This window comes from Frigoribacterium sp. AP1 (assembly GCF_056680555.1).
Map to the genome: position 1 here is coordinate 1,245,164 of NZ_CM155288.1, position 15,901 is coordinate 1,261,064.

A 15,901-nucleotide genomic window follows, 5' to 3' on the forward strand; every position below is an offset into this window, starting at 1 on the left:
TCGTTCGTCGTCTGCGTCGGCTCAGAAGCCGGGGAGCAGGCTGACGATCAGGTCGATGATCTTGATGCCGACGAACGGGGCGACGACGCCGCCGAGTCCGTAGACGAGGAGGTTGCGCGACAGGATCGACGACGCCGACGCGGCGCGGTACTTCACACCCCGCAGGGCGAGCGGGATGAGCACGACGATCACCAGGGCGTTGAAGACGATCGCCGAGAGGATCGCCGACGCCGGTGAGGACAGCTGCATGACGTTCAGCAGCCCGAGCCCCGGGAACACCCCGGCGAACATGGCCGGGATGATCGCGAAGTACTTCGCGATGTCGTTGGCGATCGAGAACGTCGTGAGCGCGCCACGGGTGATGAGCAGCTGCTTGCCGATGCGGACGATGTCGATCAGCTTCGTCGGGTCGCTGTCGAGGTCGACCATGTTGCCGGCCTCCTTCGCGGCCGAGGTGCCCGTGTTCATCGCGACGCCGACGTCGGCCTGTGCCAGCGCGGGTGCGTCGTTGGTGCCGTCGCCGGTCATCGCGACGAGCGCGCCTCCTTCTTGCTCCCGGCGGATGAGGGCGAGCTTGTCCTCCGGGGTGGCCTCGGCGAGGTAGTCGTCGACTCCGGCCTCGGCCGCGATCGCCTTGGCGGTCAGCGGGTTGTCGCCGGTGATCATGACCGTGCGGATGCCCATGCTGCGCAGTTCGGCGAAGCGTTCGCGCAGGCCGGTCTTGACGACGTCCTTCAGGTACACGACGCCCAGGACGCGGGCTTCCGAGGCCGGGGTCTTGATCGCGACGACCAAGGGGGTCCCTCCGGCGTTCGAGATCTCGTCGATGCGGGTCTGCAGTTCGTCGTGCTCGGTGCTGGCGAGACGGCGGTCCTCCTCGACCCAGGCGATGACGGAGTTGCCGGCACCCTTGCGGATCTGCGTGCCGTCGGGCAGGTCGAGGCCCGACATGCGGGTCTGGGCGGTGAAGGGCACGATCTCACCCGGCTGACCGTCGGCGTCGTGCCACCCCGTCGTCAGGGCGAGGTCGACGATCGACTTGCCCTCGGGGGTCGGGTCGCTGAGCGACGACCGGGCGGCGGCGTCGACGAGTTCGGCCCGGGCGATGCCGTCGAGCGGCGTGAACTCGGCCGCCTGCCGGTTGCCGTAGGTGATGGTGCCGGTCTTGTCGAGCAGCAGCGTGGTGACGTCACCGGCGGCCTCGACCGCGCGGCCCGACATGGCGAGCACGTTGCGCTGCACCAGGCGGTCCATGCCCGCGATGCCGATGGCGCTGAGGAGCGCACCGATCGTCGTGGGGATGAGGCAGACCAGCAGGGCGATGAGCACGGGGATGCTCACCGACGCGTCGCTGTAGGCCGCGATGGGGTTCAGCGTCAGGGTCACGACGACGAAGACGATCGACAGGCTCGCGAGCAGGATGTTCAGCGCGATCTCGTTCGGGGTCTTCTGGCGGGAGGCCCCCTCGACGAGGCGGATCATGCGGTCGACGAAGGTCTCGCCGGGCTTGCTCGTGATGCGCACGACGACGCGGTCGGAGAGCACGCGGGTGCCGCCGGTGACGGCGCTGCGGTCGCCGCCCGACTCGCGGATCACCGGGGCGGACTCGCCCGTGATGGCCGACTCGTCGACGCTCGCGATGCCCCAGACGATGTCGCCGTCGCCGGGGATCAGCTCGCCGGCGGTCACGACCACCGTGTCACCGAGCGTGAGGTCGGCCGAGGACACCGACTCCGAGGAGGCGCGCTCGGCACCGGCGTCGGAGGTCGCGTCGTACGAGACCACGCGCTGGGCGGTGGTGCTGGTGCGGGTCGCCTTCAAGGTCTCGGCCTGTGCCTTGCCGCGGCCCTCGGCGACGGACTCGGCGAGGTTGGCGAAGACGACGGTGAGCCAGAGCCAGACGGCGATGGCCCAGGTGAACGAGCCGGGGACGGGCGAGCCGCCCGAGGTCTCGGGACCGGTGACGAGGCCGGCGATCGCGAGGATCGTCGTGTAGGCGGCGCCGACCTCGACGATGAACATGACGGGGTTGTGCCACATCTCGCGCGGGTCGAGTTTGCGGAGCGCGCCGGGCAGGGCCGCGACGAGCTGGGCTGCGCCGAACGCGCCTCCTCGGTTCGTCGGGGTCTGGTCGCCCTCGCGCTCGTGGTCGGTGGTCGGTGTGTCGGTGGTGATGGACATGGTCACTTCAGCCCTTCGGCGAGCGGTCCCAGTGCGAGGACGGGGAAATAGGTCAGCGCGGTGATGATCACCGAGACGCCGGTGAGCAGGCCCACGAACTGCGGGCGGTGGGTGGGCAGGGTCCCGGCGGTGGCGGGGACCTTGTCCTGAGCGGCGAAGGAGCCGGCGAGGGCGAGCACGAGCACGATCGGGAGGAACCGGCCGAGCAGCATCGCGACGCCGAGGGTGGTGTTGAACCACGGTGTGTTCGCCGTCAGTCCCGCGAAGGCGGAGCCGTTGTTGTTCGCGGCGGAGGTGAAGGCGTAGAGCACCTCGCTGAAGCCGTGCAGGCCCGGGTTCCAGATCGACGTGCCCTCGACGTCGGCGCGCACCGCGGGGATCGCGAAGCTGAGCGCCGTGAAGGCGAGCACGAGGGTCGGCGTGACCAGGATGTAGAGGCTGGCGAGCTTGATCTCGCGCGGCCCGATCTTCTTGCCGAGGTACTCCGGGGTGCGGCCGACGAGCAGACCCGCGATGAACACGGTGATCACGGCGAGGACGAGCATCCCGTAGAGGCCGGAACCCACGCCGCCGGGGGCGATCTCGCCGAGCATCATGTTCAGCATCGCCATCATGCCGCCGAGGGCGGTGTACGAGTCGTGCATCGAGTTGACCGCACCCGTCGACGTCAGGGTCGAGGTGGAACCGAACAGGGTCGATCCCCAGATGCCGAACCGCGCCTCCTTGCCTTCCATCGCGCCGCCGGCGAGCTGGGTGGCGGTGCCGGCACCGCGGAGTTCGAACCAGGTCATGGCGGTGAGCGAGACAGCGAAGATCGTCGTCATGACGGCGGCGATCGCGACGCCCTGCTTCGTGAAGCCGACCATGCGGCCGAAGGTGCGCGGCAACGAGAACGGGATGACCAGCATGAGCAGGACCTGGAAGACGTTCGTCCAGGCGGTCGGGTTCTCGAACGGGTGCGCGCTGTTGGCGTTGAAGAAGCCGCCGCCGTTCGTGCCGAGCAGCTTGATCGCCTCCTGCGAGGCGGTAGGGCCTCCGGGGATCGTCGCGGTGCCACCGGTGAGCGTCGTGACCTCGGTGAAGCCCGCGACGTTCTGGATCACCCCACCGGCGATGAGGACGACGGCCGAGAGGACGGCGAGGGGAAGGAGCAGACGCGTGATCGACCGGGTCAGGTCGACCCAGAAGTTGCCGAGCGTGCCGCTCTTCGCCCGGGCGAGCCCGCGGATCAGGGCGACGGCGACGGCGATGCCGACGGCCGCGGAGACGAAGTTCTGCACGACGAGGCCGAGCACCTGGACGGCATAGCCCATCGTCACGTCGGGCGAGTAGGACTGCCAGTTCGTGTTGGCCACGAAGGAGGCGGCGGTGTTGAACGAGAGCCCCTCGGGCACGGCCGGGAAGCCGAGCGAGTACGGCAGGAACGCCTGGAGGCGCTGGATCGCGTAGACGAAGAGGACACCGATCACCGAGAACGTCAGGACGCCTCGGAGGTAGGCCGGCCACGTCTGTTCCGACGTCGAGTCGACGCCGATGAGGCGGTAGAAGCCGAGCTCGACGCGGGCGTCCTTCGCCGTCGTGAACATCCGCGCCATGTGGTCGCCGAGGGGGCGGTACACGACGACGAGGACGACGACGACCGTGAGGATCTGGAGGATGCCGAACAGCGCGTCCATCAGAAGCGCTCGGGCTTCACGAGGGCGTACACGAGGTACGCCAGGGCGGCCACGGCGAGGACGGCGGCCCCGATGCTGAAGACGATCACAGCTTCTCGACCCCCTTCGCGACGAGGGACACCACTGCGAACACAGCGATGACGGCGAGCACGTACACGATGTCGAGCACTACGACTCCAAGAGGAACGAACGACGGGCCGGGCGGCCCGATGCCCGTGGTGGGCACAGCGAGTCAGTAGACACCTCGCCACACCGCCGATCGCGGGCCCTTACGACTTCCCTACGCCGAACGCCGTCTTCCTCACGGACACCACACGCCCGCCGAGGCTTCGGCCGTCGGGACGAGCGAGAGACCCCTCGGGACGGCACCGTGATCGACGATGCCGAGGCACACTAGATGTGGCTCGCCGACATCTCCCACCTCAGGCCCTCTGCGCGGTCCATCTCCACCAGAGCGCGTGGTGCTCGCCCTCTTCGACACTGAACCGCCTGCCGCAGACGGCGCATTCGCACTCATAGGTCGCCGGCCACCCAGAGAGGTCTCGGCCGAGGACCCTCGCATGCCCGCGTTCCTCTTCTCGGTCGGGGTCGAAGGCGAGGAGTCGCGGGTAGTCGTCGCACCAGCATCGCCAGCTGCGGTAGTCCCGCACCTTCCTGAGGGCGTGATCGAGGGCGTCACGGTTGGGCCGGATCATCCCGCCGAGCTCGACGTCCGCCGTCGCCCGCCGGATCGCCGGGAGCGCAGCCCGGAGGCTCTCGAGCAGCACGGTGTCGCGCGTCCTGATGACCTCCCACGATGCCTGCCAGATGCGCTGCGGATCGGAGGAGAGCAGGTCGTCGAGCGTGCCGGTCACCATAGGGGGCTCGCGAGTCCCACGAGCTACCGCCGGTCGGCCCGCTGGGTATCCCCTGCGGGGCGGACGCGGGTTATGAGCTAATGATGCGGTCGCTGACTTCGGTCATGCCACGGGAAGCCACGCAGGAGGCGATCGAGCGGACGGAGGCGGACGGGTTCAGGCCGGTGCTCGGCCCGGGGAGCATCACCACGATGATCCACGTCGTTCACCGAGTCGGTCGGCCTGAGCGCTCTCGCGTCAACCTCGGCGAACCACCCGGGCGGGCGACTACGAAGCTCATCGAGCATCACGGTCACCTTCGCCAACCCTCTCCAGGAATCGACCGTCGACCAGATCATGGCGGCGACGAAGAACACCGTGACGAGCCACCAGACGGGCCCCTCGGACAGGGCCAACCAAGCAGTCAGCGCCGCGAAGGCGATGAACGTGACGGGCCCGAACCACCGATTCAACCGGTAATCACGCTCCCACTTCTCGAAGGTCGGAACCCACCTGACCGGATCTGCATCAGGAGGAACGCTGCCGGCCCTGAAAGCTGCCCGCATCTCGGCCAGATCGGTGACTCCGCCAGCGAGACGCCGTGCTCGAGCGATCATGAAGCCGAAGACCGCGGTCATCGCTCCCGCGTAGAAGATCGTCCCGATCAGTCGCACGAGAACAGGCTGGTCACCGGGCATGACGATCACACCGATCCCGAACCACAAGGCTCCTGTGACCACGAACAAGACCACGAGAAGAGCCGGCAGGGGCAGAGAACGGAAACGCGCCATCATGAAACTCCCTCGGTTGTCCTGCAAGCATCCCTGGCACGCCAGCCCGAGCCAAATCAGCCGGAGCGAACCCCCTCTCGTCCTCGGCGGTCGACAGCCCCGACCCCGGCGGGCCACCTGTTCCCGATCGGACCTTTCCCCCACGTGACGCCGCGCGACACAGTCACCTTCGGCTGGCTCTGTGACGTGTTCATCGACCCGAACCACAGGGGGGCCGGTGTGGGCTCGACTCTCCTGTCGGGCACCTGCATGAGCGGCAGAACTGCTGGAGTTCTCCTTCAGCCGTAGTCGGTGTATCGTCCACATCACTGAGGTAAAAGGCGTCGCGCTCTGCGACGCACCTACACGCGGCATCGAACGAGTCGCCACTTCTTCCCAGAAGGAGTGCGCCCCGTGTCCCCCAGTACCTCTCTCACCCGCGGTCGGCTGCGCGCCGGCGACGCGCCTCCCCGGCTGTCCGACGCGTGGATCGCCCTGGCCGGGCTGTCCGCGGTGTTCCTGTTCGAGATGCTCGACACCTCGGTGCTGAACGTCGCCCTGCCGACGATCGGCCGCGAGCTGGGCTCCTCGACGACGGGCCTGCAGTGGGTGTCGGGCGCCTACGCGGTCTCCTTCGGCGGGCTCATGCTGCTCTTCGGCGCCGTCGCCGACCGGGTGGGGCGCCGCCGCGTCATGCTCGCGGGCCTCGCGCTGCTCGCCGTGGCGAGCCTCGCCACCGTGGCGGTCACGACCACCGAGCAGCTCGTCACCGTCCGCGTGCTGACGGGCGTCGCCGCGGCGATGACCACCCCCGGGTCGATGGCGCTGGCGTTCCGGCTGTTCGACGACGAGGGTCTGCGCGTCCGAGCCCTGACGGTGATCTCGACCGCGGGGCTCGTCGGCCTCGCCGTCGGCCCGACCGTCGGCGGGTTCGTGCTCGCCGTCGCTCCGTGGCAGGTGCTGCTGCTGGCCGACGTGCCGATCGCCGTGCTGGCGTTCGTCGGCATCCGGTGCGGTGTCGCTCGGGACGACGCCGCGGGGCTGCGGCCGGACCCCGTCGACGTGGGCGGCGCGCTGCTGGGCACCGCGACCGTGACCGGGCTGCTCGTGACGCCGACCGTCCTCGTCGGGCCGGCCAGCGCCTCCTCGTGGGGGTGGGCCGCCGTCGTGCTGACCGTCGCGTGCGGCGCCGGGTTCGTCGGTCGCCTGCGGACGGCGCGGCACCCGGTGGTCGACCTGCACCTGCTCGCCCGCCCCCTGGTGTCGAGCGGCCTCGCGTTCAAGGCCGCGTCGGGCCTCGCCGTCGCCGGGCTGTCGTACCTCGTGACGCTGCAGCTGCAGTTCGCCTGGGGCTGGCCGCCGGCCCTCGCCGCCGTCGGCACACTGCCGCAGGTCGTCGTGCTCCTGGCCGGGGGCCGCCTCGTGGGGCCGTTCGTGCAGCGGGTCGGCCTCGGCCGGGCCGCGTGGGTCAGCGCCGCCGCGGTCGTGTCCGGCCTCGTCGTCTTCGGCGCCCTGAGCCGTCAGGGGTACGTCTGGGTGCTCGTCGCTCTCGTGCTCGTCGCCGCCGGCATGCGCGTCGTCGGCGTCGTGGCCGGAGCCTCCGTGCTCACGGGCCTCCCCGCCGACCGCACCTCGGTCGGCGCGGCCTTGGTCGACACCTCGAGCGAGCTCGCGGGAGGAGCCGCGGTCGCCGCCGCGGGCACGATCGTCGCGGCGTTCGTCACCGGCAGCATCACGACCTTGCCGTGGACGGCCCCGCGACTCGCGGCCTTCGAGGACGCCCTCACCGTCGCCGGGATCGGCCTCGCCGCCGTCGCCGCCGTGCTCGTCGTGGTCGGGATGCTCCGGGCACGAACCGCCGCCCCCTCCCCCGGCACCACTGGACCTGCCCCCTCGACCACTCTCACCCCCACCACCCAGGAGCCCTCTCATGCCTGACACCACCGCCCTGCCCCGCCCGCCGTTCGACCCCGAGTTCGTGCCCTTCCTGGAGGCGATGGACGCCCGCGGCCGCTTCCGCCTCGAGACCGCGATGCTGCCGCAGATGCGACAGCTGGACATGAAGGAGGCGCAGCTCGACGAAGGATTGCAGGCCCGCGGCCTCGAGAGGCGCAGCATCATCGTCCCCGGGCACCTCGGCGACCCGATCGCCCTCGCGGTCGTCCAGCGCATCGGCCGCACCGGGACGGCGGCCTGCGCCTTCGCGATCCACGGCGGCGGCATGATGTTCGGCCACCACCTCGGCAACCTCGACTCGTACGACGACTGGTTGCTCGTGCACGACGTCGTCCTGGTCAGCCCCGACTACCGTCTCGCCCCGGAGCACCCCGACCCGTACCCGGTCGAGGACTGCTACTCCGGCCTCGTCTGGGTCGCCGAGCACGCCGACGAGCTCGGCGTCGACCCGGATCGCATCGTCCTGGTCGGCCAGAGCGCCGGGGCCGGGCTCGCGGCGGGCACGGCGCTCCTCGCCCGCGATCGGCAGGGGCCGGCCGTCGTCGGGCAGGTGCTCGTCAGTCCGATGCTCGACGACCGCGACGCGACCGTGTCCGCCCGTCAGTTCGACGGGGTGGGCGTCGCCGACCGCGAGATGACCCGGTTCGGCTGGGACGCCTACCTCGGCGACCGTCGCGGCGGTGACGACGTGTCGATCTACGCGGCACCGGGCCGAGCGACCGACCTCTCGGGCCTGCCGCCGGCGTACGTCGACTGCGGCAGCGCCGAGGTGTTCCGTGACGAGACCGTCGCCTACGCCAGTGCGCTCTGGGCGGCCGGCGTGCAGGCGGAGCTGCACGTGTGGCCGGGGGCGTTCCACGGGTCGTCGAGCATGATGCCGGGAGCGACCCTGTCGCGCCGGGCCGTCACCGCCCTGCGCGACTGGACCGGGCGCCTCCTCGACCCCACGCCCTGACGGCATCCCGGGGCGGGCGTGTGAATCGCCCGCTCCGGGCCTGCCCCTGGAGGACTCGGCTCATGGCCGCCGACTGCGAGACCGATGGATGATCGGCTACAGGACACTGAATCGGACCCAGGAGTCGGCCGGCAAGTCCGGGCGGCCGGGGACGTCGTGCTGTTCCTCACTGCACTGTGGGTCGATTCCGCTGGCGACCGTGCGCCAGAACCTCGCTGCGACGTCGTTGCGTTCTTGGTAGGCAACGGCCCACCTTCCAGGGTGCGCTGATGTCAGTTCTGTCACAGCGACCCGCCCGACCTGAGAGCGCCGAGCGCCGTGCGCGACGAAGAAGCTACTGATCACGCGCTCTTCGGCGTCCAATCCGCGCAGGACCGCCAACCCGACCGGGTGTGGTCCCAGGCGGAAGACGTGGGCCGACCAGCCCGGTTCTGAGAGACCGGCGTCGAGTCGTTCCTGTCGAAAGCGGCCGCGTTCGTCAGGAAGCGTGCCGGTGAACGCGGACATCTCGTGGCGGAACATCGTCCAGAGCTGTTCGAGCTCGGGGCGATGCCGCTCGTCGGCGGTGGCGATCGTGAGGGAAGCAGGAGTGGTCATACGAGAAAACCTCCACCGGGTCGGTGGAGGTTCTGTCGCCCACAGTCTATCGCCCCGCCCGATGCGCCCTCGGCCATGGGGATGCTTCCAGCACGGCTGCCGCCGGAACACCGTGACGGGACACGTGGGATGAGACTTCGCCCTGCCATCATGTGGGCGTGCTGAAGGACCAGGAGATCGAGGTCGCCCTGCGGAAGGTCTTGCGGCACTACCGGTCAAGCGGCCCCGCACTGACCTACCTCGACGACGCGATCCTCGATCTTCGCCCTGGGACGGGGAGTGTCCCCCTACGGCTGGCGGCTCGACGATCCTGGAGAACACGAGCGTCTCATGGAAGCAGCCGGCCCCGAGGGTTGGAACAGCGGATGGGGATGACCGCCCCATGGTCACAACCGGGCACGACATCGCTGACCACCAAGCGAAAACCCTTCGAGGAGCACCCATGAACGTCACGGTCGAGATCGGCGACTGGGAGCACGAGTGCTGCGGTGACGCCATCGAGCGCAACGACATGGTCGACCTGGGCTGCAGCCGACTCCAAGACGCCGGCGGACAGGTGCGGTTGATCGAGACCCACCACGACTCCCGCCCTGAAACCCACGTCCGCGGGCGGGTCGTCGACATCCTCGTCCTCGCCGACGACGGTTCGACGACGCCGATCCTCCGACTCCCCAGCGGGGCAGCGCTGCGAGGCTTCGACGACGAAGACGACGGACACCTCGAGTCTCCTTGGACAGGTGAGCTCGTCGAGGAGGAAAGCAACCACTTCCTCATCGTGGTGAAGCGGTAGACCATCCCCTCACGGGCGTCTCGGATGGAAGACGGTTCATCTCCGATCAGGACCGGATTCGACCGAGGCTCCCCGGGCGTCTGCGTTGAGAGAGATTCGCTAGGTTCTTCTGATGACCACGAGCGACAACACCCTGCGACGCGCGGCCGACACCCTCCGGGCCTTCGCCCTCGACGAAGACCTCAAAGCACGCACGCTCGCGAACCCCGCACTGGCGACCATGGCGGCGAAGATCGCCCGCCGCTACACCGCCGGCTCGGACGTCGACGCGGCAGTGGCGCTGCTCGAGGCGAACACGTCCCGTGGCCACCTCGGCAGCGTCGAACTCGTCGGCGAGTCGATCCGGGACGAGGCCGTCGCCGATCAGCAGACCGACGAGTTCGTCGATCTGGCCCATCGTCTCGGGCAGGTTCCCGGACGGGCGACGATCTCCTTCGACCTGTCACATGTGGGTGCCGTCGTGTCGCCCGAGGTCGGTTTGCGGAACGGCCGCGCCATCGCCCGCGCAGCCCGCGAGGCGGGCACGTCGATCATGATCTCCGCCGAGGGGTCCGACCGCACGGATCTCGTCCTCGCCATCACGGAGCAGATCGCCGACGAGTTCCCCGAGACCGGCGTCACCCTCCAGGCCCGTCTCCACCGCACCCCCGTGGATCTCGACCGGCTCATCCAGCGCCCCGGGCCCATCCGCCTCGTCAAGGGCGCGTTCCTCGAATCCGCCGACGTCGCCTACGCCCGAGACAGCGAGCCCATGACCACGGCCTACCTCGAGGCCGCGAGACGCCTGGTGGGCTCGGGACACCGAGTGAATCTCGCCACCCACGACCCGCTTCTGGTCTCGTCGTTGCGCGACACGCTGGGCACCGACCTCATGGCCGAGCACGTCGAGTTCGAGATGCTGCAGGGCCTCGGCACCGAACTGCTCGACTCCTTGCGTCACGACGGATACACCACCCGCGAGTACGTCGTCTACGGCCCCGAATGGTGGCTCTACGTCCTGAACCGGATGGCCGAACACCCCGAGCGCGTCCTCGACGCTCTAGCGGACCTCGACATCACCGGAAGGCTTTGACGCAGGCCCTGACGAATCCGTCTCGCCGCAGCCCGGTGCACGATCCCCTACCGGGTACCATCACAACGCGCGGCAGCCAGGCCCAATTCGAGAAGACGTCGCTCATCTAGAGTCGGCCCATGCTTCTCTGGCCTGGACCTCGACCGGAACTGCCACTGCCAGCCGGCACGGGCCCTGAGCTCTACCGCTTGGCCCACCCGACGTACCCGGAGAAAATCGTCGGATGGCTGTCCGTCAGCCCCTACTGGGAGTGGGACCTGGAGGGCCCTTGGTGGAAGCACAGCTGGGGGTCACCGAGACTCGTCGGGGACTTGTCCATTGATTACACCGAAGACACTCGCCTCATCTATCCCGATGACCCCGAGGTCTGGACATTCGTCAGCAGCGCCTGGCCGCTTGAGCCCGACGACCTGGCAATGCTCAAGGTAGGAACGTTCGTCTGGCACGGCACAACCTTCAGCGCCGAACTCGTCGACCCCATTGTCGAGAGCGAGACCTGGTCCGACCACTGGTACGTCCCCTGAGCCACCAACGCTCGCTACTTCAACCCACTATTAGCCGCTCAGAAACGGACGGCCGCGTGCAGCAAGGACCCGGCAGACGATCGGCTATCGGGCGCTACGCCACGGGGCTACTTGCGGCGGCGAGCCCGCTGCTCTGCTCGGAGAACAAAACAAAGCCCCACGAACGATGCCCCGAGCACTAGAGGTGCGATGTAGTAGATCACCGCCTCAGTGTGCTCTTGCCCCACGCCATGGCCAAGCGTCTCACTTCCCGATCCCCTATCGGACGGTGACGCGCCAAGCGCCTTTCTCGGTGCTCGCCACCGAGGAGAAGCTGACTTTCGTCACGCCCTCGCGGGACGACTCCGGGATGTCCAGCTCGAGCACGCCCTCGGCGCAGCTCGCACGGGCGGACGTCGTGTCGACCGCACCCGCAGCCGACGTCAGACCGAACAGCCCCTCGACAAGTCCGTCGCCGAAACACTCAAGTTCGACTCGCCTGATCGTCACGGGCTCCTTGAAGGTCGCCGAGATCTCGTCGCCGCCTGCTTCCTCGCCCTGCTCGACAAGCGATGCCAAGACGGCCAGCTCGTCGCCGTCGTCCTGCACCGCTGAAGGCGCCTGGTCAAGCCACAGAGCGATATCCCCGGCCTGCTCACCGGGATCGTCCTCGGAGCACCCGACGAGGCTGACAGCACAGAGGGTCACGACGACTAGGGAGAGCGATCGAGGGCGCACGGTCGAAGGATGGCATGAAGCGCACTTCGTCGCGACGCCCCACTGCGAGGGCCCGGCCAGCGATCGGCTATCGGGCACCAGCCCGAGCAACATGATCGCTTAGGAGCCCACGTTCCAAAGACGACAGCTCGTCATGAGTTAGCCTGCGCCTGTGGCAACAACAACAGGTCCTCGTCAATGGGACCCCGCAGAGTGGCAGACTCACTGCGAAGAACTTCTGACCATGCACTACGGCGTTCAAGTTCAGCTCATCCCCGATCGAACCAACGGCGACGGCGGTCTGGAAGCATACGTGGCTGCGGATGGCACTGCCTACCAGTGTTACGCCCCTCAAAACCCACTCACAATTGCTGACCAAACAGCTGGCCAGAAGCGCAAGATCACGACCGATACGCAAAAGCTCATCGACCGGTCTTCTAAAACGGGAAAGCTTATCGGCGCAGGAAACACCATCCGGGAATGGGTTCTCCTCACGCCCTCTTTCGACGACAAATCACTGCTAGAGCATGCTCATGTTCGGAGCCAATCACTCCGAGAAGTTGCTGCCGAACACGACTGGTGCCAGAACGACATTCGCATTTCCGTCCACACCGACCGCCTTTTCGCAAGAGAACTGGCGTCATTGGCCTCAGTCAGTTTGGGAGTCTTGGGAATTGTTTCGGACGCCGACTCAGGTTCCCCCGCCGACTTAGACAATTCATTCGAGGACGTTCTGTATGAAAAGCTCGCCGTCGATCCGGCCTTAGGACGAAATGCAGCGCGCCTCGGTGAATACGCCAGCGAAACCTTGAGCGCATATTTCCGTGGAACGACTGAAATGGAACGCCTCGCGAGGGATGCCCCAAGCACGTTCAAAGCAGTGAACGACTGCGCGGGAATTGTCTTCGAGGGCCTTGCGACAGCCCTAATAGAGACCGAATCGAAGCAGCTTGTAGTAGTTCGGACCATACGAACTGACCTTGCGACGAGACTCATCGCGGAGGCGGCGGGTCTTCAACCAAGCCTTGCTGAATTGCTTGCCCGCTACTTCGTTGCGAGCTGGTGGCTGCAGTGCCCTCTGTATCTAGATCCTGTTTCTGAGGCCTCTGTTGTCTGAGGAGCTCGAGGCAATCAACGCACCTGAAAATGAGCCGCAACGGGGTGCCCTTCTTCGATTCGTTCCATTACCCCTAGCAGGTAGCCGCCGTCACCAGTGGCAAACGCTGCTTGCACTCACGGCCCTGGACATGTGCAGGGGAAAGTCGGCCACTGTCGAGCAGATGCACACGCTGGTTTGGGCTCTGGGAGACGCCGCAAATGCCGCGGCGTTCGTGCGTGAGTGGAATTCTCCACCGTCGAGAACGTTTCGCGGTTACGTACCTGATCTCCTCCAGCTCCTTCGCATCATGCAGGTCGAGCAGATGGTCTCTCAAGAGCCCTCTGGGCGACAAAAGCTGACCTCAATCGGAGTGCAGCTGCTTAAAGAATTTGCCGAACAAAGTGGGTCTGTAGGAGAGGCGGAAGAAATCCTGCGTCAACTCAAGCCCATCAGCACGGCGACTATGTCGAAGACTCTTGGGGGAACTTTTTCATGACGATGCAGTACGTCTCGGTCCGACTCGATGTGGTGACCGCCAGTAGCTCGGCTTCATACGAGACACGTTTTAGCTCTGGTTTGAATGTCGTCGAGGCTCCAAATTCCTGGGGTAAGTCGACCCTTGTTCAGAGCCTGGTGTACGGCCTGGGACTTGAGGGGTCATTCTCTACGTCCCATCTCTCTCCCCTCGGCGAAGCGATGACCTCTTCGATTGACTTGGACGGACACCGCCAGGCAGTGGTCGAATCGTCCGTGACTTTGGTTCTACGGAACGACCGAAACGAGTACCTCCAGACAAGAAGATGGGCGCGCAGTCTTGACCACCAACTGCATCTCATTCAGACGTGGTCGGCCCCTACAGAGGCCGAGTTAGGAGAGGCAACGCGAGAAGACCGGTACGTTCGAGAGTCAGGTGCGGCGGTGCGGGAGATGGGCTTTCACACGCAACTCGCTCAATTCATTGGCTGGAATCTCCCCCAGGTTCCGTCCTTCAGTGGGAGCGAATCGCCGCTTTACCTCGAAGTTCTTTTTCCGATGTTTTACGTCGAGCAGAAGTACGGATGGTCTGGACTGGCGCCAAGAATTCCGACCAACTTCCAGATCCAATCTGCCTATCGCCGGGCGGCCGAGTTCGTTCTTGGCCTCGAGTCCCTAGAGCGGACGAAACAAATCGAGCGCCAGAGGCAGTCACTAGCGCGCCTACAAAGCTTGGTCCAGTCGTACGAGACAAGCCTCACAAGCGAGCTGGCAAAAAATGATTGGCGGCTATCAAGCCCAATCCAGGCTCGTCACCGTGACGGCGCCTTGCTTGAAGGACCTGGAAGAGAACTTTTCGAGGTCGAAATGGGGGACGGTTGGGTTGCCGTCGAAGGGTACATCGAATTGGAGAAACTCCGACTTGCTCGACTACAAGAGCTATCCATCGTGCCGGCTGGCCAACGCACTTCTGCCGCTCAGCAAGACCTCCAGGCTGCACAACGACAGGTTGCGAAAATAGGCGCTCGGGTCCGGCAACTCCAAGAGCTCTTGGAAGCCACCCAATCTGAGCACAGTGTTTTGACTGATCGACTCGCAGAGCTCAATGCAGATAGGAACCGACTCCTCGATATTGCCAAGCTCGAGCGGCTAGGTAGTGACTTGGAGCTACCGTCCGTCTCGGCAGCTCACTGCCCCACATGTGCTCAAAGCCTCGATTCCGCGCACGTGGCCACCGGACTGGTACTTGATCTGGCAGCTAACACAAAGCTGGTCCTTTCTGAGCGAAACACAGTCGAGAGTCTTCTCGCTGCCGCAGCCAACAGAGTGACAGCCATTGAAGCTCGAATAGGCGTCGAATCGGCTCGCCTGCTCGAAAGTCGGCTCCAGATCCGCGCACTCCGCGATGAGTTAGTTGGCCCCACTAACGCGCCCAGCATTGCGCAGGTTCGAGCGGTTCTGGTGCTCGAAAATGCGATCAACGCAATGGAAACTGGTCTCGCATCCGTGGAAGGCATCGCCGAAGCGTTGACACGTGCCCTGGGGGACCTGGCTGTCGTTGAGTTGAACCTGCGTGCCCTTCGCCGTGAGGGACCCGACACAGAAGACTCGCGAACAATTCGCCTTTTCGGCCGCGAATTCCGGAAGTCTCTAGAGAACTTCGGATTCAGCAGCCTTCCCGTCGATGAACTGTCGATTAGCGATACGACATTGCTCCCGGAGCACGACGGCTTCGAACTGACCTTTGACATCAACCACGGGTTGTCCGCGTCGGACACGATCCGCGCCAAGTGGGCGTTTTATGCGGCCCTTTCGCGAGTTTGCGCGTCAAGACCGCTAACCCACCACCTCGGCACTCTGATCATGGATGAGCCCAGGCAGCAGGAGGCGGCACTCGGTAGCGTCTCCGCTCTGTACAGCGAACTGGCGGAGATCGGGGGCGACTATCAGGTCATAGTCGCTAGCAGCGCGGCGAGGGTCGACTTGGAAAGCTCTTTGAATGGCCTGGCCGTCAACAGGATAATTGCCGAGAAAGATCACGTCCTCGCGATTTAGGCCTAATCGCGACTCACGAGCCAGACTTCCGCGACGTACGCACCGCACAGGGCTACGGTGCCGAGCGCTGGGTGGGGTGCTGGGTACTGGCGGATCGAAATTGAGTCGCAGATATCCCGGTGTCGGCTGGTTCTGTCTACCGGGTGCTCCGGGGCGCGGGGTGGCCGGTGGCTGTCGGGTGGTGTTTGGGCGTCGTTGTTCCGACATGGGCTTGCTTCGT

The 15,901-nt window shown here is 66.3% G+C and carries 16 protein-coding genes; 8 read left to right on the forward strand and 8 right to left on the reverse strand.

The window, feature by feature from the left end:
- Positions 1-21: 21 nt before the first annotated feature.
- From kdpB to AC1MBW_RS05940, 6 genes are all read right to left on the reverse strand, one after another.
- Positions 22-2,181, reverse strand: a complete 2,160-nt coding sequence (gene kdpB / locus AC1MBW_RS05915) for a potassium-transporting ATPase subunit KdpB (protein WP_480025787.1) — start codon at positions 2,179-2,181, stop codon at positions 22-24.
- A 2-nt stretch (positions 2,182-2,183) separates the two neighbouring features.
- Positions 2,184-3,857, reverse strand: coding sequence for a potassium-transporting ATPase subunit KdpA (gene kdpA / locus AC1MBW_RS05920; protein ID WP_480025788.1), 1,674 nt, complete (start codon positions 3,855-3,857; stop codon positions 2,184-2,186).
- Entirely contained in the window at positions 3,857-3,946 is a 90-nt protein-coding gene (kdpF, locus tag AC1MBW_RS05925; RefSeq protein WP_071257733.1) for a K(+)-transporting ATPase subunit F, read from the reverse strand. Before kdpF ends, kdpA begins: the two co-directional genes overlap by 1 nt.
- Positions 3,943-4,083, reverse strand: coding sequence for a hypothetical protein (locus AC1MBW_RS05930; RefSeq protein WP_161805496.1), 141 nt, complete (start codon positions 4,081-4,083; stop codon positions 3,943-3,945). Before AC1MBW_RS05930 ends, kdpF begins: the two co-directional genes overlap by 4 nt.
- Before the next feature lie 196 nt (positions 4,084-4,279).
- Complete coding sequence (locus AC1MBW_RS05935; protein ID WP_480025789.1) at positions 4,280-4,711, reverse strand: hypothetical protein; 432 nt, start codon at positions 4,709-4,711, stop codon at positions 4,280-4,282.
- Positions 4,712-4,791: 80 nt separating this feature from the next.
- Positions 4,792-5,487 carry a hypothetical protein gene (locus tag AC1MBW_RS05940; protein WP_480025790.1) on the reverse strand — a complete coding sequence of 232 codons (696 nt, stop codon included), beginning with the start codon at positions 5,485-5,487 and terminating at the stop codon, positions 4,792-4,794.
- 390 nt (positions 5,488-5,877) lie between these two features.
- Between AC1MBW_RS05940 and AC1MBW_RS05945 the strand changes: the two genes are divergently transcribed.
- Positions 5,878-7,401, forward strand: a complete 1,524-nt coding sequence (locus AC1MBW_RS05945) for an MFS transporter (protein ID WP_480025791.1) — start codon at positions 5,878-5,880, stop codon at positions 7,399-7,401.
- Positions 7,394-8,374, forward strand: a complete 981-nt coding sequence (locus AC1MBW_RS05950; protein WP_480025792.1) for an alpha/beta hydrolase — start codon at positions 7,394-7,396, stop codon at positions 8,372-8,374. Before AC1MBW_RS05945 ends, AC1MBW_RS05950 begins: the two co-directional genes overlap by 8 nt.
- Positions 8,375-8,470: 96 nt before the next feature.
- On the opposite strand, the gene AC1MBW_RS05955 is transcribed toward AC1MBW_RS05950, so the two are convergent.
- Positions 8,471-8,971: a GNAT family N-acetyltransferase gene (locus AC1MBW_RS05955; RefSeq protein ID WP_480025793.1), complete on the reverse strand. Its 501-nt coding sequence runs from the start codon at positions 8,969-8,971 to the stop codon at positions 8,471-8,473.
- A gap of 442 nt (positions 8,972-9,413) precedes the next feature.
- Between AC1MBW_RS05955 and AC1MBW_RS05960 the strand changes: the two genes are divergently transcribed.
- The 3 genes from AC1MBW_RS05960 to AC1MBW_RS05970 all read left to right on the forward strand — a co-directional run bounded on the left by AC1MBW_RS05960 (position 9,414) and on the right by AC1MBW_RS05970 (position 11,357).
- The gene (locus AC1MBW_RS05960) at positions 9,414-9,761 is read left to right on the forward strand and encodes a DUF6578 domain-containing protein (protein ID WP_480025794.1); all 348 of its coding nucleotides are present in this window, start codon (positions 9,414-9,416) and stop codon (positions 9,759-9,761) included.
- Between the two features lie 112 nt (positions 9,762-9,873).
- Positions 9,874-10,833, forward strand: coding sequence for a proline dehydrogenase family protein (locus AC1MBW_RS05965; protein ID WP_054145851.1), 960 nt, complete (start codon positions 9,874-9,876; stop codon positions 10,831-10,833).
- A gap of 119 nt (positions 10,834-10,952) precedes the next feature.
- Positions 10,953-11,357, forward strand: a complete 405-nt coding sequence (locus tag AC1MBW_RS05970) for a hypothetical protein (protein WP_054145850.1) — start codon at positions 10,953-10,955, stop codon at positions 11,355-11,357.
- Between the two features lie 258 nt (positions 11,358-11,615).
- Here the strand turns inward: AC1MBW_RS05970 and AC1MBW_RS05975 are convergent, their stop codons facing one another.
- The gene (locus AC1MBW_RS05975; protein ID WP_480025795.1) at positions 11,616-12,044 is read right to left on the reverse strand and encodes a hypothetical protein; all 429 of its coding nucleotides are present in this window, start codon (positions 12,042-12,044) and stop codon (positions 11,616-11,618) included.
- A gap of 181 nt (positions 12,045-12,225) precedes the next feature.
- Between AC1MBW_RS05975 and AC1MBW_RS05980 the strand changes: the two genes are divergently transcribed.
- The 3 genes from AC1MBW_RS05980 to AC1MBW_RS05990 are packed head-to-tail and all read left to right on the forward strand — an operon-like array spanning position 12,226 to position 15,681.
- Positions 12,226-13,170, forward strand: a complete 945-nt coding sequence (locus tag AC1MBW_RS05980) for a hypothetical protein (RefSeq protein ID WP_480025796.1) — start codon at positions 12,226-12,228, stop codon at positions 13,168-13,170.
- Positions 13,163-13,648 (forward strand): hypothetical protein, encoded by a 486-nt coding sequence (locus AC1MBW_RS05985; protein WP_480025797.1) that lies wholly within the window; start codon positions 13,163-13,165, stop codon positions 13,646-13,648. The genes AC1MBW_RS05980 and AC1MBW_RS05985 overlap by 8 nt, the downstream gene beginning before the upstream one ends.
- Positions 13,645-15,681 (forward strand): ATP-binding protein, encoded by a 2,037-nt coding sequence (locus AC1MBW_RS05990; protein ID WP_480025798.1) that lies wholly within the window; start codon positions 13,645-13,647, stop codon positions 15,679-15,681. Before AC1MBW_RS05985 ends, AC1MBW_RS05990 begins: the two co-directional genes overlap by 4 nt.
- The last annotated feature ends 220 nt before the right edge of the window (positions 15,682-15,901 follow it).